We start from the raw sequence: 23,507 nt of genomic DNA, 5'->3' as shown, positions 1-23,507 counted from the left end.
AGGGGGGCAATATGTGCCGGAATGGCAGGCGATTCCAGCGAATCAGGCTACTTTAACATTCCAAAACATTCCGGCTTTTAGGGGGTCAACATGCTCTGGAATATCCAGCAAGTATCCAAAGGAAATCTTTATCCATGCGAAAACCTACTTTGACGATCAAGAATGGCAGGGTTTTTCCGAAGCAGTCAAAAATAAATCGACCATTATTGGCATTCGTATTCAAGCTACAAATGAATTTAAGCTTTATCGAGAATTTTCTTTCTGTGTTCCAAGGGGTATGGCAATGAAAGTTGCTTCGAATAAAGCTTTTTTGTGGACAAAAGGCTTCATACCTAGATTACAAACACAGATTGCCTAGAGACGCCTAATCCAGTTTCTGTTGAAATAACCCGAGGAAATGCTTCAATCAACCAAGTTTGTAAGGATGTGTTAGCCCTGACTAAATTGAACTATAATGCATGTATTTTTGCTGACGGACAGCCAGTAACGTTAAGGTTTGCCGATTCCATTGGAGAAGTGCTGACAGCCGGAAAGCATATAACTACAAGTATCTTACCGTTTAAACACTACGTATAGGATCCACGATAGTTTATATTACTATTCTAGAAGCCTTTTTCTTTCAATTCTTTCTTTTGCCTCAAATAATAAATTATGAATTTTCCTTTCAAGCTCCTTTTTGGGAGGTAGTTCTGTCCAATACTCCGCTACTACAATGCCGTCCTTATGCATTTCTAGTAGCTCAATTTGCTCATGGCTTCTTTCAGCACAAAGAATCAAACCCACTGGTGCAAGCTCACCTTCTTTTCTCTCGTACCGGTCAAGCCATTTTAAATATAATTCCATCTGTCCTTTATGCTTCGCTTCAAATTTGCCAAGTTTGAGTTCGATTGCCACCAAGCGCTTTAAATTTCTATGATAAAATAATAGATCTAGATGAAAATCTTCACCGTCTATAATCATCCTTTTCTGACGCTCAACAAAAGCAAAACCATTGCCCAATTCCAAAATAAAAGCTTCTAATTCACGGAGGATTGCCAGCTCCAAATCTTTTTCAAGGTAAGTATCTTGTAAACCTAAGAAATCCAGAAAGTATGGATCCTTAAAATTATTTAAGATTGCAGGATGTTTACTGGTGTTTTGAAGATTAGATATCTCAGTTCTTTCAAAGGCCTTTGTCGCAATTTTTCTTCGTAGATCTCTGACACCAAGACCTTCAACCGCTATGGATTTAGCATAGAACAATTTGGCATCCGCATTTTTGAGAGGTAATAATATCAGAATGTGAGACCAACTCAATTGTCGTGACAGTGTCACGACAATTTCCTCATCGTTAAATTGTTCTGAAAACTGCAGCATTCGACGCAGATTCTTCTCTTCAAAATTCCTGCCGTATTTTTGCGCCAAATGACGTGACAACTCAACGACAATCCTTTTGCCATAGTCAGCTCGCTTGCTTAGTAATATATTCTGGTTAATACGATTACCAATTTTCCAAAAAAGTATAGTAATTGCACTATTCGTTTGCAAGACCACCCGCTCCTGTGTCTGCTCAATAAGCTGAGATAACTCAAGAAACAAGTTATCATCAAATTGTAGCAAAGCAGTTCCTTTATTACTTTTATCTTGACCTTCCATGAGTTACTTCCTTTTTGAACTAATGCCTCTTCAGTTCAACCGAAGCAGGCTCATAGTAATAATCGCTAACAGTTCCATCCATTATCTTCTCCACCATCTCATCTATAATAAAGATCGGTACTAAAAACCATTCGTGCGATTTAACGTTACGGCCAAAACGATCTTTCGTTTCAATATCTAGTTTAGCTGCCCCAAAAAATTTATGAATAACCTTCTCAAGTTTTGTCCTGTTAATGTTGGCCAGCTTGTAAGTAGCAATAATTTCTACATCAGCCATGAGAAAGGTAGGATCTAATTTTGCGTTGGCAATACGCTTTTTTACATCTCCACCTGTCACTCCAATTTTATGGACAATCTCTCTATTTTGCTGAACCACCAGATTATCAGATAAACTCCTAAGTACATAAATCGTCCCGCTATCCAAATCATCATCCGCACTTTCTCCCGAGAAAAGGGGACCATCATTGGACTCTGTAATGAATCTACTAGTTTCATCCTTATACATCGCACGGATAAGTGATCGCAACAAGATATTACTTTCTGTACCATTGGCATAAATAACACGTAGGCGAGCGTCATCCTCTCCGTTTGGAGCCTTAAATGTCTCTCCTGTCTCAGCTATATATGCCGTTTGGCCTCCAATAATAACAAATTGTCCTGTTTTGAGAGTTGTCTTAGTAAATCCTGCGTCTTTCCTAAACCGTATTGCTTTCCTAAATCCAGTATCCAGATCCTTTTTTACTGCTTCAAAAAATGGCCTAAATTCCTCGAAGTCATCACAGCGTGTACGGTTTGCAATTTCTTCCGCTGCCTTTTTTTCGGCTTGCGATCGAACGTGCTTTAGTTCGGTAATGGAATTTTCTTTTTCCAGATCCACGCCAAGTTCAGCTAGCAGTTGATCATCATCCAGCTCGGCGATAACGTCCATATTAGACTTAAAATCACCACTAAGCAGATTCTGGTGATCTAGCTCAACAATAAGATTTCTGCACTCTTCCTGATTGCGTATTTGATCCAGTCGTACCGCATACAATCTTTCAAAAATGTCTTTATCTTCACCGTGTTCGGGAATACGGCCGTGATCAGTCACAAACTTTTGAATTTCCTCGAAGCCTGCGATAATCCGTTCTTCACGCGCTGTGTACCTGGCAGCAGTTTTTGACTCAATCTCGATGCCGAGTTCAGCCAAAAGCTCATTATCTTCCTCTGTAAGTGTTTTGTTTTTAGCCATTTCTTTCTTCCGCTTTTAGACGAGCTAGAAAAGCAACTCCCTGCGCCATGCGCTGTTCCCACGGATCTGCCGATTTTATATCTGGCAAGCGACCTCTTTCCTTTTTGAATTTGACAGCCCGCCTAGTCAGATCTCGCGCTTCATCTAATGATAAACTTAGTTTTTTACCCGAAATAATATCTGCCATTGCCTTCAAACTTTGTTCGGTCATGGCTTTCGATAAAATAGAATAGGCTTCACTAAAAGGATTAATACTATCGATCCAGTCGACATCTAGCTCCCGCACATCCATTGTAAATTTACGGATTCCATCAATCAAAGCTGTGTTGCCGCGATCATTTATTTCGCTGTCCTGATTGAGAACTTCTTTTGCCTTTTGTGTAAAGTTGAGTGCAGCAATAGCATGTTGACGAACGGATTCAATGTCTTCTTCGTCCAGATCCGGATACTTCTCTTTGATAATCTTTCCCATCCTTACCTGCGTCAGCTCCTGAGGCACGAGTTCTTCGTCAAAAAGACCACGCTCGATTGTTTGTTTATCCTGCACAAATGCAGCAATAACCTCGTTCAGGTCTTCTTTACAAATACGCTGTGCCTGCTCGCTTTGGGGGATAGAAAGACCTTTTATTTCAATATGATACTGGCCGCTATCCTCGTTAAAACCGATATTTTCCCTTTGAGGGTCATAACCACCTTGGCCGTAACTATATCCTGCAACAGGGCTGCTTTGCGTATTTTTCGGAGCAAAATTGAACCTGGGCGCCAATACTTGCTCCATCAACAGGCTTGCAGAAATTGCTTTCAATGTATCATTAACCGCGTCAGTTACGTTTTCCTGTGATGCATCCACTTCGGCGATCAGATTTGTGAATCGCGCGTGTGTTTTATTCGGAGCATCACGTGTAGCCCGCCCGATAATCTGCACTATCTCAGTCAAGCTTGAACGATACCCTACGGTAAGTGCATGTTCACACCATATCCAGTCAAACCCCTCTTTAGCCATGCCCAATGCAATAATAATATCAACATAGTCCCGGTTTTTTTTTGATTCGGGGCTTCGCAACGCAGCTTGAACTTTTGCCCGTTTCGCATCATCATCAACCAGATCCGCGATTCTTATTACCTTCCCCTCATGAGTTTTGACCAAATGAAACCCTGTAACAGGGTCTACGCCCTGCCACTTTCCCAGTTCATGAATAATATGTTCAACCTCCTTAATCTTATCTCCCATACTCTCCCTAGAGTTCACGTTCGGAATATGAATGATGGTTTTTTCATTGGGGTTAAGAACCTTTAAAATATCGTCAGCATATGCCGCACTATAAAAATAATAGCCTATGTTAAGCGTCTTAAGATATTCGTATCCATTAAGTTGCTCATAATATGTATAAGTGACTGTTTCGAATTTGGCTTCATCCTCCGGCATCAAAACGGGGTTCGCATCACCACGAAAATATGAGCCAGTCATGGCTACAATATGCACCCGATCACGTGCTACAAGTTGTCTAAGTTGAGAACCAAGCACATTATCTCCATCTGCACTAACATGGTGAAATTCATCAATAGCGATCAATCGATTATCAAAACTTTCAATTCCTAAACGCTCGACAGCAAACCGAAAGGTAGCGTGTGTACAAACCAGTATTTTGTCTTCACTTTCCAAGAACGACCTAACCGAGTTAACTTTGCTGCCATCTTCACCAGGTGCATTGCAAAGGTTCCACTTTGGTTGTACCTCCCAGTCATAGTTAAAACCAAATCTGGTCAATGGCTCATCGGAAAAGCTCGAACCGATAGACTTTTCCGGTACGGTTATGATCGCTTGTCTGATGTCCTGATTATAAATTTTATCAAGGGCAATAAACATGAGCGCTCGACTTTTTCCTGAGGCCGGCGGGGATTTAATTAGCAGATATTGTTCTCCACGTTTTTCGTAGGCTCGCTCCTGCATCGCACGCATACCCAGTTCATTCGATTGAGTGGAACTACCAGTGCTTTTATAATTAACTGTAACGGAGGGAATAGATTTAGCTTCGTTCATTAGACTTTGCCTTTGGAGGTCATTTGAGTGTAAAGTGCAAAAAGTTTTTCAAGTCGTTCGGTATCGTTTTTGAAGCGACGGCCCATATAAATGCGTTCCACAACTTCATCGTTGCGGTCATGAGCTCGAAGTAGGTCAGGGTACTTTTCATTAATATTATCTGGATCATAAAGATCAGCAATAGTGGCAGGAAAATGCCGTTCACGCACAATTAAAATTTCTTCCGCGCAAGCGGTTAAATCTCCTTGATTTTTTTTGTAAGCGGTGGAAACGGGAAAGTATTCCAGCCAAGAGTGTTAGAGTACCTATAATCTTCCTTAATTTTTCCACACACAGTTGCTGCCCAAACTAAGTGCATTCTTGATGAATAAATCGCGAAGTCGCGAAGCCGAAGGTCATACATTGCGATGGCGCTGTCCCCAATAACTGTGGAACCATCCACAATAACCGAAGGTAGATATGGTCTCCTTTCGGAACTATGTCGTGGCACGAGTAAAGCAATACCCTCTTTGTGACGACGCTCACCAAAGGCATGAGAAATTTTGACTAGCGCATTTGTTTCTGGTCGGTCACTTTTGAGCCTATGCTTCGCTACTAAATCAATTCTTCTTAAAATTTCCTGATTTTTTTTTGCATCATCTAATTCAATATTCTCAATCCAAAGACAGTATCGCATATCACCTTGAATGCTATCACTTGATCCAAGAAATTTACGACAAAAATGGGCAGCTTCTGGATAGTTCGATATCAAATATCGATATTCATCGACGCTCATTAATAGACCGCCTCCATCATTAGGCATTGATCCATTAGTCATCGGTGTTAGGTCTGAAAGCACTTTTCGGGAAGATGACACAATAGTGTCATGATCAGGAACTAAGTATGGACCAATGTATGAAGTGGTAAGTACATGCCCATTATCAAATAATTTTTTGGGCGTATTAGATTTCAAGCCGATTCCGATGATGGATACAATCACAGCCGCTTTCTTTGATGCTAAATTGCTCCATAGGAAAGATGGCTCAGCAAAGCGAATCTCCAAATCATTCCCGAGGAATGAGGGCCAAAACAGTTCAACCTGTCGGCCTTGACAAATACTATTAGTTGTCACAAAGGCAAAAGACCCACTATTTGCGGCTACGTAACGACGAGCCTTTATAAACCAACCCGATACATAATCTGCAGATTTGGTAGATTTAATTGAACCTTGAAAAGCTGTCTCTAAGTCTTTTTTCTGTTGGGGGTTTTGATCTTGACTACCGCGATACGGAGGATTTCCACAGATATAAGTTTCTCCTCCATCATTTTCAAAGGCTATTTCGACTTGATCTAATGGGGTAGAAAATAAATCATTCGCATAAAGTTTCACACCGGTGCCCGTGGGAGGAGAAATAGAAAGCCATTCAATTTGCAACGCATTGCCACAAATAATCCAGTTTTCAGCACTAAGTGGTAGAAATTCTGCCAATGCCAATTTTTGCCCACGATGTAATACATCACACTGGTATTCGGCGATGATAAGCGCCAGTCGTGCAATCTCAGCCGAGAAGCCTCTTAGTTCAATACCCCTATAATTAGTAAGCGGGATTTCACTATTACGATACTCCTCTCCCCTACGTTTATTAATTTCCGACTCTATTTCCCGCATTTGTTTATAGGCGATGACTAGGAAATTTCCGGATCCACAAGCAGGATCGAACACCCGGATATGAGCAATGCGCCTACGCAGATTCAATAACTTTCGGGGGTTTTCTCCCGCTTCTTCCAGTTGGATCCTCAAATCGTCCAAAAAGAGCGGGTTTAGTACTTTTAGAATATTGGGTACCGATGTGTAGTGCATCCCCAGAGCACTGCGTTCTTCGTCATCGGCCACTGCCTGGATCATAGAGCCAAAAATATCTGGGTTGATTTTTTTCCAGTCCAGGTTGCCTACGTGCAGCAGATACGAACGAGCTATTTTGTTGAATTTGGGAACCTCAACCGATCCGGAAAACAGTTGCCCATTCACATAGGGAAACTTTGCAGCCCAGTTTTTAATTTGTTTTTCCGAGCGCTCATCTTTTTTGGTATCCATTGCCCGGAAAATTTCCCCGATAATTTCATGGATATCAAGAGCATCTGCGGCACTCATTGTTCGCACTGTATCGGTGAACAGGCCGTCCTTCTCAAATATACCAGTGTCTTCAGCAAAAAAACAGAAAATAAGGCGTGCCAGAAAATGATTTATATCCTGACGGCGCTCTGCTTTAGCCCAATCTGGATTATGGGTAAGCAATTCGATATAAAGTTTGTTCAAGCGACTTGTCGCCTTGATATCGAACGCATTTTCGCGAATCTGCTTAACGGTACTAATACCAGCCAAAGGCAGAAAAAAACCAAAATGATCGTGAAAGTTTTGATAGTCACAGGATACCGTTTCACCGCTGTTAATGTCTTCCGCCTGAAAATCCTTACCGTCTGTAGCCAATATGAATTTTACCTTTCCACGGGTCGTCGCTTGACTTGCTTTTAGTTGTAAAAGTGCCTCTGTTACCTGGCCTTCCTGACAAACAGCGATATGGATGTTGTTTTGCTGCAAGACGCCACCTTCAACATCTGACTTGTTGCTGTTGCCAGATTTAAGACGCTTATAGTTGTTTCCTTGTTTCCGAATGCCTCCAAAAAAGCGTAAGGGAATTCGGCAGCTTCAAAAGGTTGCTCTGCAAGGGACGAGATAGCTTCTTCTATTTCAACAGCATTCATGTTTTATAAATAATATTTTTCTTTTCTAAAGCCCGCACATTTTTTCACACGGGTTAGAATTGGCGATTATAACTCATTTTTATTTTTGCTTTCTCTTACCCAACCTTCAATTTTAATCCCCTCATGCCTAAGATAATTATAAAGCGTAGCCTTACTTCCAATTTTCAATTGCTGACAAATCTGTATGGTAGTATATTTTTTGCTTTGATATAAGGTTGCTGCTAGACTTGCAAGTTCTTTTGATTTTTCGGTCAATCCTTTAGGCCTACCTCCTACCCTCCCTCGCGCTCGCGCAGCTTCCATCCCTGCAAGCGTTCGCTCCATCAAGATCTCTCTTTCGTTTTCCGCGAAGACCGAGCTAAGCATATACCAAAGCCGACCCATTTTGGTAGAAGTATCAATCCCTTCTGAAATACTCCTAAAATTGACTCCCATTTCCTTCCATTCCACCATAAGCTTAATAAGCTCATAAGTTGTCCGACCAAGCCGATCAATTCTCCAGACAACTATGACATCGCCTTTTCGAAGCTCAGAAATCATTCGTATATATTCCGGCCTTTGCATTGACGCACCGGATATTTTTTCATGATAAATTTTTCACAACCTGCTTTCTTAAGAGCATCAAATTGCAGATCCTGGTTTTGCTCGGTCTTCGAAACCCTTATGTATCCAATCACCATTCGAAATAGTACAGTTTAACGCGCTAGTCTGCAATATACAGTAATTTGTTTTGGTGTACCAATAATCTGTAATTTGGAAGTGGTAAAATTCGGTACTTTTTAAACTAGAAGGGAAGAAAAATCGAAGAAGCCGAGTGTACAGAAAAACCACCGTTTTACTTCTATACGTACAATGATAGACAAAATCTATAAAATGGGGATAAGCAACCGAGAGAGAGATAAACTGAGAAGAGAGGGATATGATGTTGGAAGAGATAAGGGGTTGAGTAGGTATTAGATAAAAATTCATTACTACTACTTCTCTCATTTTTTTTTAATAAAATACAGATAGTCGCCGTCAGGATAACTGCCGACACTTTTGATATCGGCGGGAGAAATCATATCAACTTTTACAAAGCCTTCCGTACATAAAGAGTCTTTTTCATCAAAGTAAACTTTGCATTTGTATGTTTCCTTGCTGCCAACTGTACTTTTTGCTAAAACAGGTGTCCAAGTCATTCCGGAATACTGAGAGCTGTTTAAAATGTCATCCTCTTGAAAAATGCCTGATGCTTTGAAAGTACCTGAAGAAATTGTCGGATGCGACATAATCAGACATTGTTGGAAGCGGCCGTATATTCTGAAAGTTGGATCCACGACTCTTCCATCCAGTTTTGTAATAGTGAGGGTTATTTCCCTAATATGGTCAATGGATTTATTGAGGTAAAACAGGCGATTTCCAGCAAGATCAAAATGCCCGTCTGTTTGATTGTCTGTTGATAATTTCCAGGAAAATCCTGCCCCGGAACGACCGACAGTTTCTCCATGCAATTTCCATTTTTCAAATGGGTTTGTATTATCGGGATGGATATCATTCTTTTTACATTCCCAGAGAAACCCACATAAACCACTAAAAACTAGAATCCGGACAATTCTTTTCATCGCGTTTCCCATGGTAGGTACAATCTAAGATTTAACTTATAGACAAAACGAAAATAAAGCTTTATTATTAAAGTACTAAATAATAATAGTATGAGACATATCCTATGTTTTTTTCTGCTTCTTTTGCTCAACAGTTGCAAGAATAAACAGCCAGAACCCACTGCAATTTCAGATCGTGAATATGTTGTTCATGGTATAGGAAGTACTGTTATTATCCAAAGCTTTCTGGATTTTCAAAATTCTGTGAATTCATTAAATCATTTTGTAGATTCATATACCTACGATTCAACTAATACACAAAAACTGCTCATACTAAGGAAAGAATGGACTAACACTGTCATATCATGGAAATTGACATCCATATTTTTGCAAGGAAAACTCGGTAGTGATATCAGGTCCTCAAATCTTTATGCTTCTGCCAATACTTCATCAATAGAGAATGTTATGTCGTCAAATGTTCCACAATTTGATCTTGCATATATAAAATCGCTTGAAGAAAATTCTACTGGCTTGGCAGCAATGGAATATCTGATATTTGGTTCAAGACCGAGTGATGTTGGGGGTAGTGATCTCAACATTTAATTCTGTGGGTTCTCGCAGGGGTAGCTTTCTGCGCGCACTGTGCCGGCATTTAAAGTGGCAAAGTGACTATTTATTGTATCAATGGAGTTTAGGAGGTGGTGGTTACCTTAATAATTTCATGGCAGCAGCCGGTCCAGAGCGTAACTCGTCTATTGGGATATTGGCAGACAACATCGTTTCCACCTTATCAAAGATTAAGAATGACCGGATTGGAGGGCCTTTGGGAGAAAATGGACTCGCCAGACCAGATTTGGTAGAATCGAAATATGGTGGTGAATCGATTAACTTCGTCCGTGCTGAATTGATAAGCATGCAGCGTATTTTTTCAAAACCTGGCAATACAGTTGGACTGCATGGATTCAATTGGTTGCTGGATCGAGCTAATGCCAAATACGGTGATGCCAGACTCAGTGACGCTATTCAAGCACAGTTTACAGACATTCTTATAAAGCTCAACCTGATATATGACCTTGAAAAAGAGGTAGTTAATAATCCTAAACAGGTGGTTGATGTATATGAGTCAATTTCAAAATTACAGATGTTGATTGAAAGTGACATGATAAATGGTCTAAATTTTAGCGATTGAAGAAATTAGTAAAAAGCTTGGGCGGGAACAGGGGAAAATTGGGGTCGAGTATATCCGACATCGACTGCAAGCTGATATCAATAAGAATGAGCTTCAGTTAGCAGCTGACAGGGATAGACTCCGGAGAGAAGGACATGATGTTGGCAAGAAACTAAATAGAGGATTAAGAACAATGTAATTCTTAATCCTCTATTTTATTAGATAACATAAAAAAACTAAGAAGGGCACGGTCGCTATTACAATTTATAACGATAATTTCTTTTAATTTTTCAAGATTGTCATTAAAGACAAGGATTTTCCCATCATCTGTTTTGACAGAGTCAGAAGCAATTACCATTCCTTCGGAATCTTTCAAAATTACATAAGCAGCTTTGGAGCTCTTATTTGGATTGTTACCCGAAGAAGTTACTGGCACCCTTACTTTTTTTACACCTTTATAATAAGAAACATCTACCACAATCTTAGTGCCTTTGCCGATAATGACGAAATTGGTCTCACTAGTAAAACTGCAATTTTGAAAAAGAGGTGACTCGCTGGGAGATGCTTTATGAACACTTATTTTAAAATTATGATGCTCAACTGGCAAAGAGTCGCAGGCTGGTGATTTAGGAAGTCGTGCATCATTTTCTTGAGCAGATTTAGGAATGTTTGACCATGGTGGGAACCACGGAAGAGGGCTTAAATCGACCATCACTCCGTTGTCCGTTACGAGATGTGGATCTACTATTTTATCTTTACAACCAAATAGAAAGTAAAAAAATATCGAAAGAACGATGATTGTTTTTGTAGTCAATTTCGGTATAGTATCAGACATAGGATTGGTTAATTTAGCCCTAAATTAATGCCTTTTTTAGTTAATAGCGATAGATAATATATCATTAGCAATTTTATCCAGGCAGTGATAATCTGAGATACACACCGTATCCAGATTGTTCATACGCAGTTGCAATCGCTGCACCTTTCCTGGTTTAGGCGTTCTCAATGAAGCGACAGCCTGATCCGTAACAAATTCGGAGTATCAATTATTGAAATAGCATTGATATTACCAGCTGAAAAGCAGAAAAGTACAACACTATACTTTTGCAGCCAAACAAAAAAAACAGAACTTTTCCGGGAAAGTTAAAATTTTGTTTTCATAACTCATTTTATATTAAACAACAAAACACAGAACAAGAGCCCGGAAACTGTTTTGTGAAAGTTCTTTGAATAGTGCAAGCACAGCTCACTTCTCCTACTTTGTTCCGGATCAGCAGCTGCACCAAGCGGATAGCTTTTAAGGACGTGCCGGCACCATGTGGTAACCGTCATTTTTCATTGCCATGTGCAGTAAATTCGCCATTTCACTTTTGCTTAAAGTATGATAGGTTATTGTAATCGAGCTAAAAGAATCAGGAACAACATAAGAGACTTCACCGTCAAAAAACAAATTTAAGCTGTCGTTTCTAAAACTATATATGAAAGGATCAAGACCCTTCACAGCTACGGCACTATCTGCTCTTTCACGAAGTTTCTTTTCGTTTTTTGATATACTACTTAATTGTTTGTCATCTGTAACCCCCCAGTTAATTGAATTTATAAATAGTGATTCCCCCTTGCTAGATACAAGTTTTTTCGATGTGAAGGTGCCTTTCAAAACTGGTTCACACAATTCTGACACAAGGATGGAAATGGCTATTAAAATTATTGTAGTAATCTGGATAATTTTCATAACCTCGTAATTTGAATCAATTTACCAATAGTTTCTTTATTGAGGAATAGTAATTTACAGCCGGAGTCTCAGAAAACGTCTGTTTAATGAGACCGGCGTGGGTCTTGACCTGGTGGGCATAAACGGCTCAAAAACTGTATCAATTTGTTATCTCATAAATCAAAATGTCATTTTGATAGCTGTCCTGAGTTCGTGAGAAACCAGTTTACTTTGCCCATTTGTTCCGGATCTGCTGCGCACCAGGTGAAGGAAGAGTTCCTTTCCCTTTTAGCTCTAACCTTCCATGGTCGCTTTACCAACACGAACCCAGACCGCATTGCGATATTTTGCCTTCCCCTGAATTCCCTTATTGATGTGAGTAACAATTCAACCTCCTGTAAGATGACAGGGCTATTTAGGCGATATATAGTACAATTTAACCTGCATTGGACGTAGTAAACCGTACAATAATGACCCTCTTACTATTAAAGACATGTAAAACAAGATTTGAGGAAAATTACTTTTAACCACCATTTTCATGTACCATATCAATCTTTTGAGAGACCGATCACGAAAGTAAGTCATCTTATAATTATCCAAATTTAATAAAGTCACTTCTCAAGTAGGTGCCTTCGATAGAAATCTACTATTTCCTTAATGACCAAACCTGGCTTATCGTCAGGAATATTATGTGAGCTACCTTCCGCTAATATTAGTCTCCGGTTTTTATATCCATTGACCAAATTCCGCTGGTCATTTTTAAACCGCTCATTTTCGTTTGAATCCTGAAAAGGTCCGATCTCTGCCATAACGTCCAATATAGGAATACTGTCAGACAATGGTACCTGTCTAACATAATCACTAGTGCGTTCCATGTTGGCGAGCAGGTGGTATAAGCTTAAATTATCAGGTTCAAAATCTTTACGACTATACATTTCAAAGATCTTTTTGGCGAATTTCATATCCTGGTAAGACGGTATCCGTGGGTCTAGTAAGATAATCCCCTTTACCTGTTTTGGATGCCGTGCTGCAAATACCCGGTTATAAAATCCACCTAATGAATGCCCGACCAAAAGAAATTTCGCGTCCAAATAGCCAAATTTTTCCAGTGCAGCCTCTAAGCTCTTAATTTCTTGAAGGATAGTGAAGTTTGCTGTGTCAAGGCTACTCTTACCAAAACCAGCACGATCATAAGTTATAACAGTTGCTCGAAGTTGACGATGAACAGGATCAGCAATTGAATCCCATTGCGTAGCATCCAGCCCACCGCCAGATTCTAAGAGTATTGGGGGGTTATTCCCCTTTAAAATTCTGAAATGAAGGTTAAAAGGTGGTACATCTATCAAAGTATCGATCGTCTGAGCATTTGCAATTACAGTTATGAATAGAAGGATTATTAAGTTCTTGAAAAGCATCATAAATCATAATAGAATAAGTATAGACAGGTTCAATATAGTAGGTCAGTGAGTTAAAAAAAACTGCACCTTATAACTATTTTGTGTTAGATTTGTACATATCGTACTTCCTATTAATATTTAAATATGTATCTAACTCAGCAATAACATGTTATGCATTGTATTTTCAAATTGCTAGCGTTATTCTTGTTTGCATCAACTTCCAGTACATCCGCACAGGTAGAAAAACCGCGCGTGTACATTAACCCGGATGGAAATCACTTTACCAGAGCTCAGTTTGACAGCATCAGCGCTGCCAACATAGGTAAGCCGATTGCAATAATTGACAGGATAGAAAAGGATAAAGAAATTCAGTTCACATTTGAGGTTTTAACCGTTAACCCATTTGAAGCATTTTTAAAAAAATGGATTGGTCAAGCGTTTCCTAATTTTGAAATAAAAGACGTGAATGGAAAAATATATCAAAATTCATCTTTGCGTGGAAAAGTGGTTGTGTTTAACTTTTGGTCAACTACATGCGCACCGTGTATTGAGGAGATGCCCAAACTTAATGAACTTGTAAGCAGCTATACCAGTCAGCCAGCTATATTTTTGGCACCGGCTCCGGAGACTCTTGAAAAGGTCAATAAAAGTCTAGATAAACACGCATTTAAGTATAACATCTTGCCCGACGCGAGTTCGCTATTTTCTGCATTGGGCATTGACAGCTATCCATATCACATAATTGTCGATAAAGCTGGAATAATTAAGGCTATCTACCAGGGATCACGTACAGATCTAGCAACAAATCAGCCCATTTTAAATGAAGGGATCATTACTTCAATTGAAGAAAACATAAAAAGATAGGAAAACGGAGAACAATTTCAAACTGAAAACAACCTTATTCTTGAACTTCCAATAGCTTGCCTAAATTGTTTGCTTTGATTTAACACGATAGCCAACGGAAATAATGACGTCTAGGTTATAATGATCCACCTAATACACTTTACAGTCTTCGGTAGTTGTCGCAATATTTGCGACAACTACCAACTTACCTAGTTCACCTTCGGAAAATACACTGTTTACATATTTATCAATTGCCTTGATGTCTCAACCCAATAAGTAAGCCAACTGCTGCGAATGAGCCAAACAGCTTCTTCTCCAAACATGATGTCTATTTGAGTCTGCCCGTCACTGCTCTGGTATATTTCGATTTGATTCTCCATTCAACGAATTTAAAACTAATGTGTAAAATAAATTTATAAATGCAAGAAGCCTTTGCTAGCCGATATGGACTTGCAAGGATCTGAACCTCAGTGACAAATGGTTATTTACTCTATTCTTTATAAGTGCGACCAATCAGGTACAAAGCTTCCGCTAGTTTAACTGAATATACGAAGACTGAAAGTACGTCAATCCAGACACCCCATTCATGGGCTGGATGCTTGCTTAATGCGAAATCATTGATTTCAATTAGAGCCTCCTTCCATTCTTTCAGAGATTTGTACTCGAAAAAGGATGCAAGAACTTTTTGTGGATCAGATATTTGGTCGGTTGACAATAAGGTGTGAGACATCTTCTGATTTAACTGAAATAAATGCCGATTATCAGATTTGGAATTCATGAACCTGATCCCCAATTCTTCTCCGTTTATAAGATACGCTACATTTATCATAGACTCAAATCTTTCCAGATAATGTAAGACCTCATTAGGGCTACCTTTCTGATAAAACTGGTCTTCAGATGTAGCTTTAAGTACTTCATAGAAATTGGCCTTGAAGCTAGCCAATGAAGAAGCGTCAAAGAAATCGTGAATAACCTGGAAAGGATCGTGTATCCTTTCTCGGTACCAAATTGAATGCTTTTTTAATTTTTTGTGCTTTTTCCTCAGTTTACTATTTTCATTCTGTCCAAAGAGGGGCGGATCATCGGTAGCGCTTTCATCGGAATCTTTATCTGGCGACGAACTTCGGATACGTCCACCGCAGCTATTTTTTTCTGAAGGTAGGTTTAGAATCTCTTCTGATTCAGTTTGCTGCAATAAGAAGACTGCCTCTATAAAAGGTATAAGATTTTCAAAAAAATATAGCTGCTCCCCGGCAGAGGCATTGATGTGAGGCGTTTCGGTAGAAACAGAATTAGCCAACATTTGCCAAAGGTAAAATCTGCAATCGGCCAGGCTGTGCAAGCTGCAAAATTGATTAATGAACTCCGATGGATTATCGATTTCCTTCGGAGACATCCAAAGCGGCCGGGAGTCCGCATCATCTTCTGAAATGAATCTCATAACGTTTTCATTTACGATAAAACATTCCTGAAATTCGGTCGAAGACAATTTCTAAAAAATTCCGGAATTGGGATTTTTAGCCCGAAACGACTATTTTAGAACTTTGAAACCAATCTATTAGCACTACATTTACGGCATGAGCTCATCATCTGATATGACCAAAAACATACACCAAGGCAGAAACGTGAAGCGTTTCCGGGAAATGCTGGGAATTAAGCAAGAAGGTCTTGCGTATGAATTGGGTGAAGAATGGACTCAAAAAAGAGTTTCGTTGCTTGAACAAAAAGAAACCATAGAACAAGATATTTTAGATCAGGTTGCTAAGATATTGCAGGTCCCAGCAGATGCTATTAAGAATTTTAACGAAGAAACTGCTATCAGTATCATTTCTAATACTTATAACGACCAATCTGCTTCTGTTCAATATAATTTCAATCCAATCGATAAATGGGTTGGAGCACTTGAAGAAAATAAAAACCTCTATGAGCGTCTTCTCAAATCAGAGCAAGAAAAAAACGAACTTCTTCAAAGGTTATTAGATAGCCAAATCAAGAAGATATAACTAGCCGGGAATTTTGTCAAAGTTGCATATTTATATAGACACTGTTCTTTGTTCGCGATTTGCAAACAAAGAACAGTGTCTATATTTGTATCATGAGAGCACACAATGGAATGCGTCCTTTGGATGTGGTTATTTTACTTAAAATCATCAGTCTCGGTGATGCTGCCTGGCAGTATCGGGATCTGTCAGCCAAGCTATATATCAGTGTTTCGGAGGTTTCAGAATCACTCAGTCGAAGTCATATAGCAGGGCTTATTGATGAAAGCAAAAAGAACATACGCATGAATGGCCTGATGGAATTCATAGAATTTGGCATTTCCTACGTATTCCCGGTAGTGCCGGGGCAGATTGTTACAGGTATACCCACTGCATATTCACATCCATTCTACAAAAGTCAGTTTTCAGGCTCTGTGGATTATGTTTGGAAAAGTGAAGAAGGATCTATGAGAGGTCTATCTATCGAACCATTACACAAGGGCGTTCCGCAGGCTGTATTGGAGGATGAGGTACTTTATAAGCTACTATCGAGCGTAGATATTCTGAGAGTAGGAAGGTCAAGGGAGAAAAAAATGGCCTTGGAGCAACTGAAAATGATAATTCTTAAGACATAAGTTAGAAAGGAATTGTAGAAAGTGAGTTTCTTTTCAGAAACCATCTCAATCAACTACAATTTAAACTTCTCACAATTATTGTTTCGTTTATTTCGTTTAGTATCTTTAAGTAAAAAAAGAAATTAAGATGGAAACAATATTAAGAAAGCCATCACGCCGAGAACAAAAAATGGCAGGTGAATCACTATTTAACTTTTCTGCCGCAGTAGCTAGCCGCAAGTCGGATATGGTACATATTCAGATAGAAGAAAACAGTGAAATTTTTACTATTCCTCTCAGGGCACTAAAGTTTCTTTCTCAGATTTTATCAAGTATGGCAGAAGGGAAAACAATTTCTCTGATACCATCTGACTCTGAATTAACTACTCAGCAGGCGGCGGACATGCTTAATGTGTCCAGACCGCATGTAGTGAAGCTGCTTGAAACAGGTGTAATCCCTTTCAAAAAGGTTGGTACACATAGAAGAATTCCATTAGAACCATTGCTAGCGTATGAAACCGAGCAAAAGCGAGTAAGAAAAACCAGCCTGGAGTTTTTAGCTCAACAGGCACAGGACTTAAACATGGGTTACGAATGATTTCTTCCTCCCGGTTTGTTGCCATACTAGATGCTTGTGTTTTGTATCCGGCGCCAATCAGAGATTTGTTACTCAACTTAGCTGACGTTGGTTTGTTTATTCCAAAGTGGACAGATCAAATCCACGATGAGTGGACAAGAAATCTTCTATTAAATAGGCCTGAGCTATCAAAGGATCAGTTACAAAAGACAGTGGATGCAATGTCCCGGGCATTCCCTGACGCAAATGTTTCGGGTTATACTACGTTAATCAAAGCCATAAATCTACCCGATCCCGATGACAGGCATATTCTGGCAGCTGCTGTACGCTGTAAAGCTGACGTGATTGTTACTGCAAACCTCAAAGATTTTCCGAAAAAATATCTTGATCAGTTTGGAATCGAAGTGCAACATCCTGATGAGTTTATTACCAATGTGATCGGCTTGAATCCAGAAATAGCGCTCCAAGCTTTTAAAAACCAAGTATCCTATTTGAGGAACCCTCCACTCACCGCTTTACAGGTACTTGAAAACTTCAGGAAAGTTGGACTTGAAAACGCAGCCGACACGTTAATGGAATTGCTAAGAAAAAAAGTCTAACTACTATACAATCCCCACTTACGCCTCGTTTCTTCCAGAAGTGCGTACATCCAATTTCTGAAAGATAAACATGGTCAAAAGTTAACTTTTCCTACCAAACACGAACTTTCATAAACTTTTGCCGCCCAACTGGTCGCTTTAGATCCATAAAGGGCTTTATTGAGCAGCAAAAGTCCTAATTAGTCCTTTTTGAGCTTTTTGAGGAAATTTTGAGCATTTTTAGTCTCTTGTTGCTTTTGCTTCAAAAGAGCCTCTGCATCTTTCAGAACCATTTCGTGAGCCTCTCGTTTAATGGTTTCCTGCTCGGCAAGCTCTGGGTTCTTGTAATAGATACTGTCAGTCCAGGCAACAACTTCCGGATTGACCTGCCGTATCATCCGCAATCTTACATCACTACTTTGCAACCGGTTGTTTTCACGCATGCTTGTGAAAGCAATGCCGACACTAATTGCAGAGACAATCAGTAAAATAGCTGCTAAAATAATAAAACCCCTGGATTGCAGGTCAAAATGATGATGGTGCTTAACCCTGGATTGCTGCGGAAAGGTTTTAATGCTATTATGTAAATTACTTATCTGAGAGACCAGGACTTCCGTCGGTGGCTGCTCTTTCAAATACATATTGACCTCAGTGATCAAATTTCCCATTCTGTCACCCAAATGGTCTTTCTGGTTTTTGCTGTTTTTTTCCGCCGCTGAAATTTTCTTAACCAGCTCCGTGAGTACTTCTTCAATTACATCGAGTTGTTCTTCTATCTTATTCATAACGATTGTCCTTTAGATTTTTTTCTTCTTTTTTTTCGTCGTCTGAGCTCATACGGGTCTGTTTGAGAATGTGACTCGACAGGGCTCAACAACTCTTTTAGCAAATTATTTTCGAAATCATCGGTTCTGGAAGTAGCCGGGCGATCCAGTATTTTCATCGGGCTGACCGGCTTCTGCACCAGTTGCAAAGGGGTTTGTTCTACAATCAGCCCTTTTTGATTCTGCTGAATTTTCTCATTCAGTTTTCCGTAGCTCAGGCTTCTGTCGATTTTTGATCCTTTGATCTTTACATCGCCCTTTCCGAAACTGATTCCTTGTATTTCGTTGGTGCCGGATTTGTACTTAAATGCCAGGCTGATTCCCTGCGCTCTCAACGCGGTTTCCAGTTGGTGCCAATTTTGCGCGGCTGCGCTAGCGGCGGTGACGGCATCGTAAAGTTCGTATTTGACCTTATCCGCACCTGTGAGCTGCAAACGATTGACTTGGCTTTTGTCTTTGCCCAGGTAATAGCCGTATTTCAGAGTCATCTCTTTACAGATCTTCTGGTTCCTTTCTTTTTGAAACCTGTCAGAGATTGTTTTGCCTTCATTGCTCACACGGTTATAGATCAGATGCACGTGCGGGTGATTTTTGTCCCGATGCTCCACCAGCAGGTACTGCGTATCATCGATCTTCATTTTCTGCATGTATTCTTTTGCCCGCTGCATCATAATTTCGCTGGTCAATTTTTCGGTATCGTTTTTACTCCAGCTCAGAGAAACATGGCCAACCGCACGCCGAAGGTCCGGGTTCAATTTCCGCTGCATGTTAAAATCGTCTATTGCAGTTTGAAAATTTTCCATGCGCACCCCTTCGGCATGTATCAACCTGGCTTCCGGCTTTTGGGCTACATACCTGACCACTCCGCCAAAGCTGCTGCCGATTGTTACCTTACCGATCATCGCTTGTTAGTTTTTTGAGTACGTCGTCAATTTCTGAAAGGAGTTCGCGGCACTTTCTTTGATAGGATAACAATCCATCAACATGAGCCAGATGTGTCATTTGATTAAGGTTGTTGGCCATGCCGGCCAGCATTCTCAAGAGTCCGGCATCTTCGGGTTTGAGCCGGGCAACAACCTTTGCTTTTTTCGCAGCATGCCGAAACCAGACACTGGGTTTCATGCCCGCCTCCTTCGCTTTGGACGCTATCAGGAAACGTTCTGCTTGGGTTAGCCGCACCATGAGCTGACTATCCAGCTTTATTTTCTTGGGCGGTCTGCCACCCTTTGGATTATAAGGTTTCTGGTCCTTCATTTCTGTCTTATCTATCACACATACCAATTATCTGTTTCAAACCTTTTGCGACCAACGGGAGAAAAAGGCAAGTTGCATCCTGCGGAGCTGGATGGGTTTTTGCGAAGCGAAAACACAAACTTGCTCCCTAAAGACACTTATAAGCTGTGCCCTCTGGACTTTTTCAAATCCTGCCGTCGTTTTGGCTTCTTCTCTGCTGATTGTTGTTCTAATAAATACTCATTGAGATCTTTGAAGTTTTGATAAGTGCCGGAAGCATCGACAATGTTCAGCCGCTGTGACTCATATTTTTGCAATGCCTTTCTACCCGCGCTGTCGTGATCCAGATAGAGAAAAACATTGCCATAATTTTTCAGAATATCCATGCTCCGGTCTACGAAACTGACAGAGTTCAAGATAACGAAATCACTACGGATCGGGCTATCTTTTCTGAGTGTATGCAGAGACAAAAAATCCATAAATCCTTCCAGGACGCAAACTGGCCGGTGACTATTTTGAATGTGGGTAATATCCTTGGGAGACGACGAACCTTTGAAGTACTTACTCCGAAGTTCGTACCCACCTGACCTGTTTTTGAAGCCTGCTGCAAAGTAGCTTTTGTCTCCAATCTGATAGTAGACTTCCTGGCAGTAGTGGCTTGCAAGATTGATGTCGACTCCCCTATTTTGCAGGTAGCCTAAAATCCCCATGTTACCGCCGAGCGGTTTGACTTCAGCAATTACGATAGCCGGAGGATTATATTTTTCCAACTGAACGGTGAGGTCTATATGTCTCCTAAAAAAATGATCGGACAAACCTTGCTGTTCAAACATAAAGATATCATTGATCTTTGTAATAAGGTCGCTGACGTCCAAGTTTGGATTTATCTTTTCAGCAAGATCAAATAGTTTTCCTCCTTGCTGTATTCCGTAATCGTACCAGCGGTTCAGTTTTGTATTTACCTTAAAGGACGGTGTCTGCTCAGGCTCTCTGACTGGCGAAATGTACCAATGGTTCTCACCTTTTTTATAACTGGCAATGACTCCGATTTTATTCAGAAAATCCGTGATTGGCATCTGATTTAGTTGTTTGATATTCATTCTTTTATCATTTTGATAAGCAAAGACTATTACAAGCGGACTGGTAGCAGCCGCATTTAAGATGGGATGATGAGAATTACATATAACTATTTGATAACTATTAAAGTTATAGGCTCATCATCACCTCATCAAACACAATTACATTGATGAATTCCCTCATCGCTCTCATCAAACGTCATCATGGATTATGATATATTGATGAGTCTATTATTCGCTGATGACCAAGCATTTACATTCTAATTAATTATCCTCATCAAACTTTTGGCTGATCCATTGTATGGAAATACTATAATATCTCCCCGTTGAGTGGACACTAACCAGATCATTTGCACTATTGTACAAGTAGGTTTGATAATTTAAACTGTTAGCTGCTGGTCGAAGTCCCCAATCATTTTGAAGAACGTTAGAGACCTCTTGCCTTGTCAACCTGGGCATGTTTCGCTTCAAGAGTTCCAACATATCTTTATTGGTAAATTCCAGCTTGTCAATGCCGGCATTCTCAAAGATTTCTCGCAGGATAAAAAGCATTTCTGTTTCCAATCGGTTGCGGTTATTACGGATTACCCGCATGAGCGCTTCGGTTCTTATTTGCCTTTCCGAAAACCACATTCTGGTCAATGGAAGCGGAACTGATAGATTTCGGGACAACAGATAGTACAGAAATGAAGGAATTTCTTTGGTCATCAAATCTAAAAGATGGATATTTTCCAAAGCCAGGACAGGCACTTTCCGGACCCAGTACCGCGTTTCCGCCGGATCAATGACTATGAAATTTTCTTCGTTGTTCGAACAGAGTACAAACTTGCCGAAGAATTCCGTGTCTTTCCTATCTTTTCCTTTTGCTTCTACCTTCGAGTTTCTGGCTGTACTCAGATTTTTAATCTTTTCTGAATCTTCTCTCCGATCCAGCAACACTTCATCAACGGCAACAATTAAAGTGTTCATCCAGTCAGAATTAAACTGAGAACGAAAATCGCTGTTACCATTAAAGGTCATGTTCTTCCCGAAAATCAATTTGAGAAAATTCAGAAAGGTAGTCTTTCCGGTTTTTCGCTCTTTGGAAACCAAACATAGCACAGGCAGTTTTTGTGTAGGTCTTTGATAAAGCAGGCTCAAATAATCCAACCCGATTTCGTACTGTTCACCGAAAATATGTTTGATAAACCCAAGGGTTGCAACCGGTTCGCCTGGCTCGGGTTTAGCTTCAAGCCGATGGTAAAGATTATAAAAGTTACCAACGATCTCTTTATAGTCCAGATGATCCGGAACACAGCAGAAGCCATCATACTTTTTAATTTTCTTGATCTGGCTTGGCAAAAGGTCCTGTCTTAGCATTTAAGCCGACCACGGTATCCATAATTCTGTAAATTCTTTACTGACTGTAGGCTGCATACACTTTTTGTAGTAGCCTGTCTGCACCCGTATATAACTGCCTGGCAGATGTAACGGATAGTTGTTAGCTGACATCATAGATAAATTAAGATTTAACGTAATTTCCCTCTACCAACCCTATCAATAGCCGGGAACTCCTGTCTTAATTCAGCCATGGTTTTCTTTTTTCCAGAACGGATCCAGTCTTCCAACTCAGACTTATAGAAGTAAAGAAGTTTGCCTTTCTTGCTGACTGGAATTTGCTTACGACAAACCTTTCCATACTGAGTTTGTACAGACAGATTAAGAAATTCAGCGGCTTGGGCAATTGTCATCAGCTCGATGACCGGTGGTGCAGCTTGCCGGGATTCCAGAATAAGATCCTGAAGGGTGTCGAGTTTCTGATGAAGCTCGGAAACTGCGCGTGGCAGTTGATCAAATGAATACTGTTCCATAACATTGCGTCTTTTTGTTTGATACTGCAATGTTATGTGGTTACTTTGGTGGGTTACAAGCAGGTAGAAGTTTTACCCTACCTTTACCTACCGATATTTACTGATTTTTTTCCTATTGGAACGTCAATAACGATATGTTAATCCACATTTATGTGTGCTTTCAATCGCTAATGGGTGCCAGGGATGTCTATCTTTTGACAATAGGTCTATTTCCAGTAAAATATAAAACAGTCCCTTTCCATTTAATTCGAATTGTATAAAGAAATCTAAAGTCTCGATATTATGGCCATGCATTTTATTCAGTTTTTGGTTCTCTCTGTCTGCTTAAGAAGGTGTTTGGGAATTGCGAAGAATGGAGATCGTACCATCTTTGCAGTGACGAAACATTAAAGCATTGATTAAACAGTTTACTAGACTGACCGATCTCCAAT

The 23,507-nt window shown here is 40.0% G+C and carries 25 protein-coding genes and 2 pseudogenes; 8 read left to right on the top strand and 19 right to left on the bottom strand.

Annotated features, from left to right (window positions below; translation table 11 throughout):
* Window positions 1-358, top strand: a pseudogene (locus LZG71_RS29810) (hypothetical protein); the annotation flags it as partial.
* 239 nt (window positions 359-597) lie between these two features.
* Here LZG71_RS29810 and LZG71_RS29805 read toward each other — a convergent pair.
* The 8 genes and pseudogenes from LZG71_RS29805 to LZG71_RS29770 form a co-directional block, all read right to left on the bottom strand.
* Complete coding sequence (locus LZG71_RS29805) at window positions 598-1,635, bottom strand: YhcG family protein (RefSeq protein WP_233826857.1); 1,038 nt, start codon at window positions 1,633-1,635, stop codon at window positions 598-600.
* Between the two features lie 19 nt (window positions 1,636-1,654).
* A complete protein-coding gene (locus LZG71_RS29800) occupies window positions 1,655-2,866 on the bottom strand; it encodes a GIY-YIG nuclease family protein (RefSeq protein WP_233826855.1) in 1,212 nt (403 codons plus the stop codon).
* A complete protein-coding gene (locus LZG71_RS29795; RefSeq protein ID WP_233826853.1) occupies window positions 2,859-4,907 on the bottom strand; it encodes a DEAD/DEAH box helicase in 2,049 nt (682 codons plus the stop codon). Before LZG71_RS29795 ends, LZG71_RS29800 begins: the two co-directional genes overlap by 8 nt.
* Entirely contained in the window at window positions 4,907-5,116 is a 210-nt protein-coding gene (locus LZG71_RS29790; protein WP_233826851.1) for a type IIL restriction-modification enzyme MmeI, read from the bottom strand. Before LZG71_RS29790 ends, LZG71_RS29795 begins: the two co-directional genes overlap by 1 nt.
* A gap of 26 nt (window positions 5,117-5,142) precedes the next feature.
* Entirely contained in the window at window positions 5,143-7,485 is a 2,343-nt protein-coding gene (locus LZG71_RS29785) for a DNA methyltransferase (RefSeq protein ID WP_233826849.1), read from the bottom strand.
* Window positions 7,437-7,649, bottom strand: coding sequence for a type IIL restriction-modification enzyme MmeI (locus LZG71_RS29780; protein WP_233826847.1), 213 nt, complete (start codon window positions 7,647-7,649; stop codon window positions 7,437-7,439). Before LZG71_RS29780 ends, LZG71_RS29785 begins: the two co-directional genes overlap by 49 nt.
* A gap of 66 nt (window positions 7,650-7,715) precedes the next feature.
* Window positions 7,716-8,329: pseudogene (locus LZG71_RS29775) on the bottom strand (recombinase family protein).
* Window positions 8,330-8,632: 303 nt separating this feature from the next.
* Window positions 8,633-9,250: a hypothetical protein gene (locus LZG71_RS29770; protein ID WP_233826843.1), complete on the bottom strand. Its 618-nt coding sequence runs from the start codon at window positions 9,248-9,250 to the stop codon at window positions 8,633-8,635.
* Window positions 9,251-9,340: 90 nt separating this feature from the next.
* On the opposite strand from LZG71_RS29770, the gene LZG71_RS29765 reads away from it, so the two are divergent.
* Together LZG71_RS29765 and LZG71_RS29760 are read left to right on the top strand one after the other, a co-directional pair.
* Window positions 9,341-9,832 carry an imelysin family protein gene (locus LZG71_RS29765; protein WP_233826841.1) on the top strand — a complete coding sequence of 164 codons (492 nt, stop codon included), beginning with the start codon at window positions 9,341-9,343 and terminating at the stop codon, window positions 9,830-9,832.
* Window positions 9,804-10,418, top strand: coding sequence for an imelysin family protein (locus LZG71_RS29760; RefSeq protein ID WP_409013701.1), 615 nt, complete (start codon window positions 9,804-9,806; stop codon window positions 10,416-10,418). The genes LZG71_RS29765 and LZG71_RS29760 overlap by 29 nt, the downstream gene beginning before the upstream one ends.
* Window positions 10,419-10,599: 181 nt before the next feature.
* Here LZG71_RS29760 and LZG71_RS29755 read toward each other — a convergent pair whose 3' ends face one another.
* The 3 genes from LZG71_RS29755 to LZG71_RS29745 form a co-directional block, all read right to left on the bottom strand.
* Entirely contained in the window at window positions 10,600-11,232 is a 633-nt protein-coding gene (locus LZG71_RS29755) for a hypothetical protein (RefSeq protein WP_233826838.1), read from the bottom strand.
* A gap of 459 nt (window positions 11,233-11,691) precedes the next feature.
* Window positions 11,692-12,126, bottom strand: a complete 435-nt coding sequence (locus tag LZG71_RS29750; protein WP_233826836.1) for a hypothetical protein — start codon at window positions 12,124-12,126, stop codon at window positions 11,692-11,694.
* A gap of 590 nt (window positions 12,127-12,716) precedes the next feature.
* Window positions 12,717-13,523, bottom strand: a complete 807-nt coding sequence (locus LZG71_RS29745; protein ID WP_233826834.1) for an alpha/beta fold hydrolase — start codon at window positions 13,521-13,523, stop codon at window positions 12,717-12,719.
* A 168-nt stretch (window positions 13,524-13,691) separates the two neighbouring features.
* On the opposite strand from LZG71_RS29745, the gene LZG71_RS29740 reads away from it, so the two are divergent.
* The gene (locus tag LZG71_RS29740) at window positions 13,692-14,366 is read left to right on the top strand and encodes a TlpA disulfide reductase family protein (protein ID WP_233826832.1); all 675 of its coding nucleotides are present in this window, start codon (window positions 13,692-13,694) and stop codon (window positions 14,364-14,366) included.
* 215 nt (window positions 14,367-14,581) lie between these two features.
* On the opposite strand, the gene LZG71_RS29735 is transcribed toward LZG71_RS29740, so the two are convergent.
* Window positions 14,582-14,725 carry a hypothetical protein gene (locus LZG71_RS29735; RefSeq protein WP_233826831.1) on the bottom strand — a complete coding sequence of 48 codons (144 nt, stop codon included), beginning with the start codon at window positions 14,723-14,725 and terminating at the stop codon, window positions 14,582-14,584.
* Between the two features lie 110 nt (window positions 14,726-14,835).
* Window positions 14,836-15,648 carry a hypothetical protein gene (locus LZG71_RS29730; RefSeq protein ID WP_233826829.1) on the bottom strand — a complete coding sequence of 271 codons (813 nt, stop codon included), beginning with the start codon at window positions 15,646-15,648 and terminating at the stop codon, window positions 14,836-14,838.
* 274 nt (window positions 15,649-15,922) lie between these two features.
* Here LZG71_RS29730 and LZG71_RS29725 point away from each other — a divergent pair, with 274 nt between their 5' ends.
* From LZG71_RS29725 to LZG71_RS29710, 4 genes are all read left to right on the top strand, one after another.
* Window positions 15,923-16,348, top strand: coding sequence for a helix-turn-helix transcriptional regulator (locus LZG71_RS29725; RefSeq protein ID WP_233826827.1), 426 nt, complete (start codon window positions 15,923-15,925; stop codon window positions 16,346-16,348).
* A gap of 92 nt (window positions 16,349-16,440) precedes the next feature.
* A complete protein-coding gene (locus LZG71_RS29720) occupies window positions 16,441-16,959 on the top strand; it encodes a hypothetical protein (protein ID WP_233826825.1) in 519 nt (172 codons plus the stop codon).
* Window positions 16,960-17,086: 127 nt separating this feature from the next.
* A complete protein-coding gene (locus tag LZG71_RS29715; RefSeq protein ID WP_233826823.1) occupies window positions 17,087-17,536 on the top strand; it encodes a helix-turn-helix domain-containing protein in 450 nt (149 codons plus the stop codon).
* Complete coding sequence (locus LZG71_RS29710) at window positions 17,533-18,114, top strand: PIN domain-containing protein (protein ID WP_233826821.1); 582 nt, start codon at window positions 17,533-17,535, stop codon at window positions 18,112-18,114. Before LZG71_RS29715 ends, LZG71_RS29710 begins: the two co-directional genes overlap by 4 nt.
* Before the next feature lie 179 nt (window positions 18,115-18,293).
* Here LZG71_RS29710 and LZG71_RS29705 read toward each other — a convergent pair whose 3' ends face one another.
* The 6 genes from LZG71_RS29705 to LZG71_RS29680 all read right to left on the bottom strand — a co-directional run bounded on the left by LZG71_RS29705 (window position 18,294) and on the right by LZG71_RS29680 (window position 23,076).
* Window positions 18,294-18,878 carry a hypothetical protein gene (locus LZG71_RS29705; protein ID WP_233826819.1) on the bottom strand — a complete coding sequence of 195 codons (585 nt, stop codon included), beginning with the start codon at window positions 18,876-18,878 and terminating at the stop codon, window positions 18,294-18,296.
* Window positions 18,875-19,819, bottom strand: coding sequence for a relaxase/mobilization nuclease domain-containing protein (locus LZG71_RS29700; protein ID WP_233826817.1), 945 nt, complete (start codon window positions 19,817-19,819; stop codon window positions 18,875-18,877). The genes LZG71_RS29705 and LZG71_RS29700 overlap by 4 nt, the downstream gene beginning before the upstream one ends.
* The gene (locus LZG71_RS30650; RefSeq protein ID WP_233826816.1) at window positions 19,809-20,189 is read right to left on the bottom strand and encodes a MobC family plasmid mobilization relaxosome protein; all 381 of its coding nucleotides are present in this window, start codon (window positions 20,187-20,189) and stop codon (window positions 19,809-19,811) included. The genes LZG71_RS29700 and LZG71_RS30650 overlap by 11 nt, the downstream gene beginning before the upstream one ends.
* 119 nt (window positions 20,190-20,308) lie before the next feature.
* Window positions 20,309-21,250 carry a toprim domain-containing protein gene (locus LZG71_RS29690; RefSeq protein ID WP_233826814.1) on the bottom strand — a complete coding sequence of 314 codons (942 nt, stop codon included), beginning with the start codon at window positions 21,248-21,250 and terminating at the stop codon, window positions 20,309-20,311.
* 240 nt (window positions 21,251-21,490) lie between these two features.
* Entirely contained in the window at window positions 21,491-22,585 is a 1,095-nt protein-coding gene (locus LZG71_RS29685) for a primase-helicase family protein (protein WP_233826812.1), read from the bottom strand.
* A 149-nt stretch (window positions 22,586-22,734) separates the two neighbouring features.
* A complete protein-coding gene (locus tag LZG71_RS29680; RefSeq protein WP_233826811.1) occupies window positions 22,735-23,076 on the bottom strand; it encodes a helix-turn-helix domain-containing protein in 342 nt (113 codons plus the stop codon).
* Window positions 23,077-23,507 lie beyond the last annotated feature (431 nt).

The sequence above is a fragment of the Dyadobacter sp. CY312 genome (assembly GCF_021390535.1).
Lineage (GTDB): Bacteria > Bacteroidota > Bacteroidia > Cytophagales > Spirosomataceae > Dyadobacter.
Note: the sequence above shows the minus strand (reverse complement) of the source record. Positions and strands in the feature narration are given on the sequence as shown.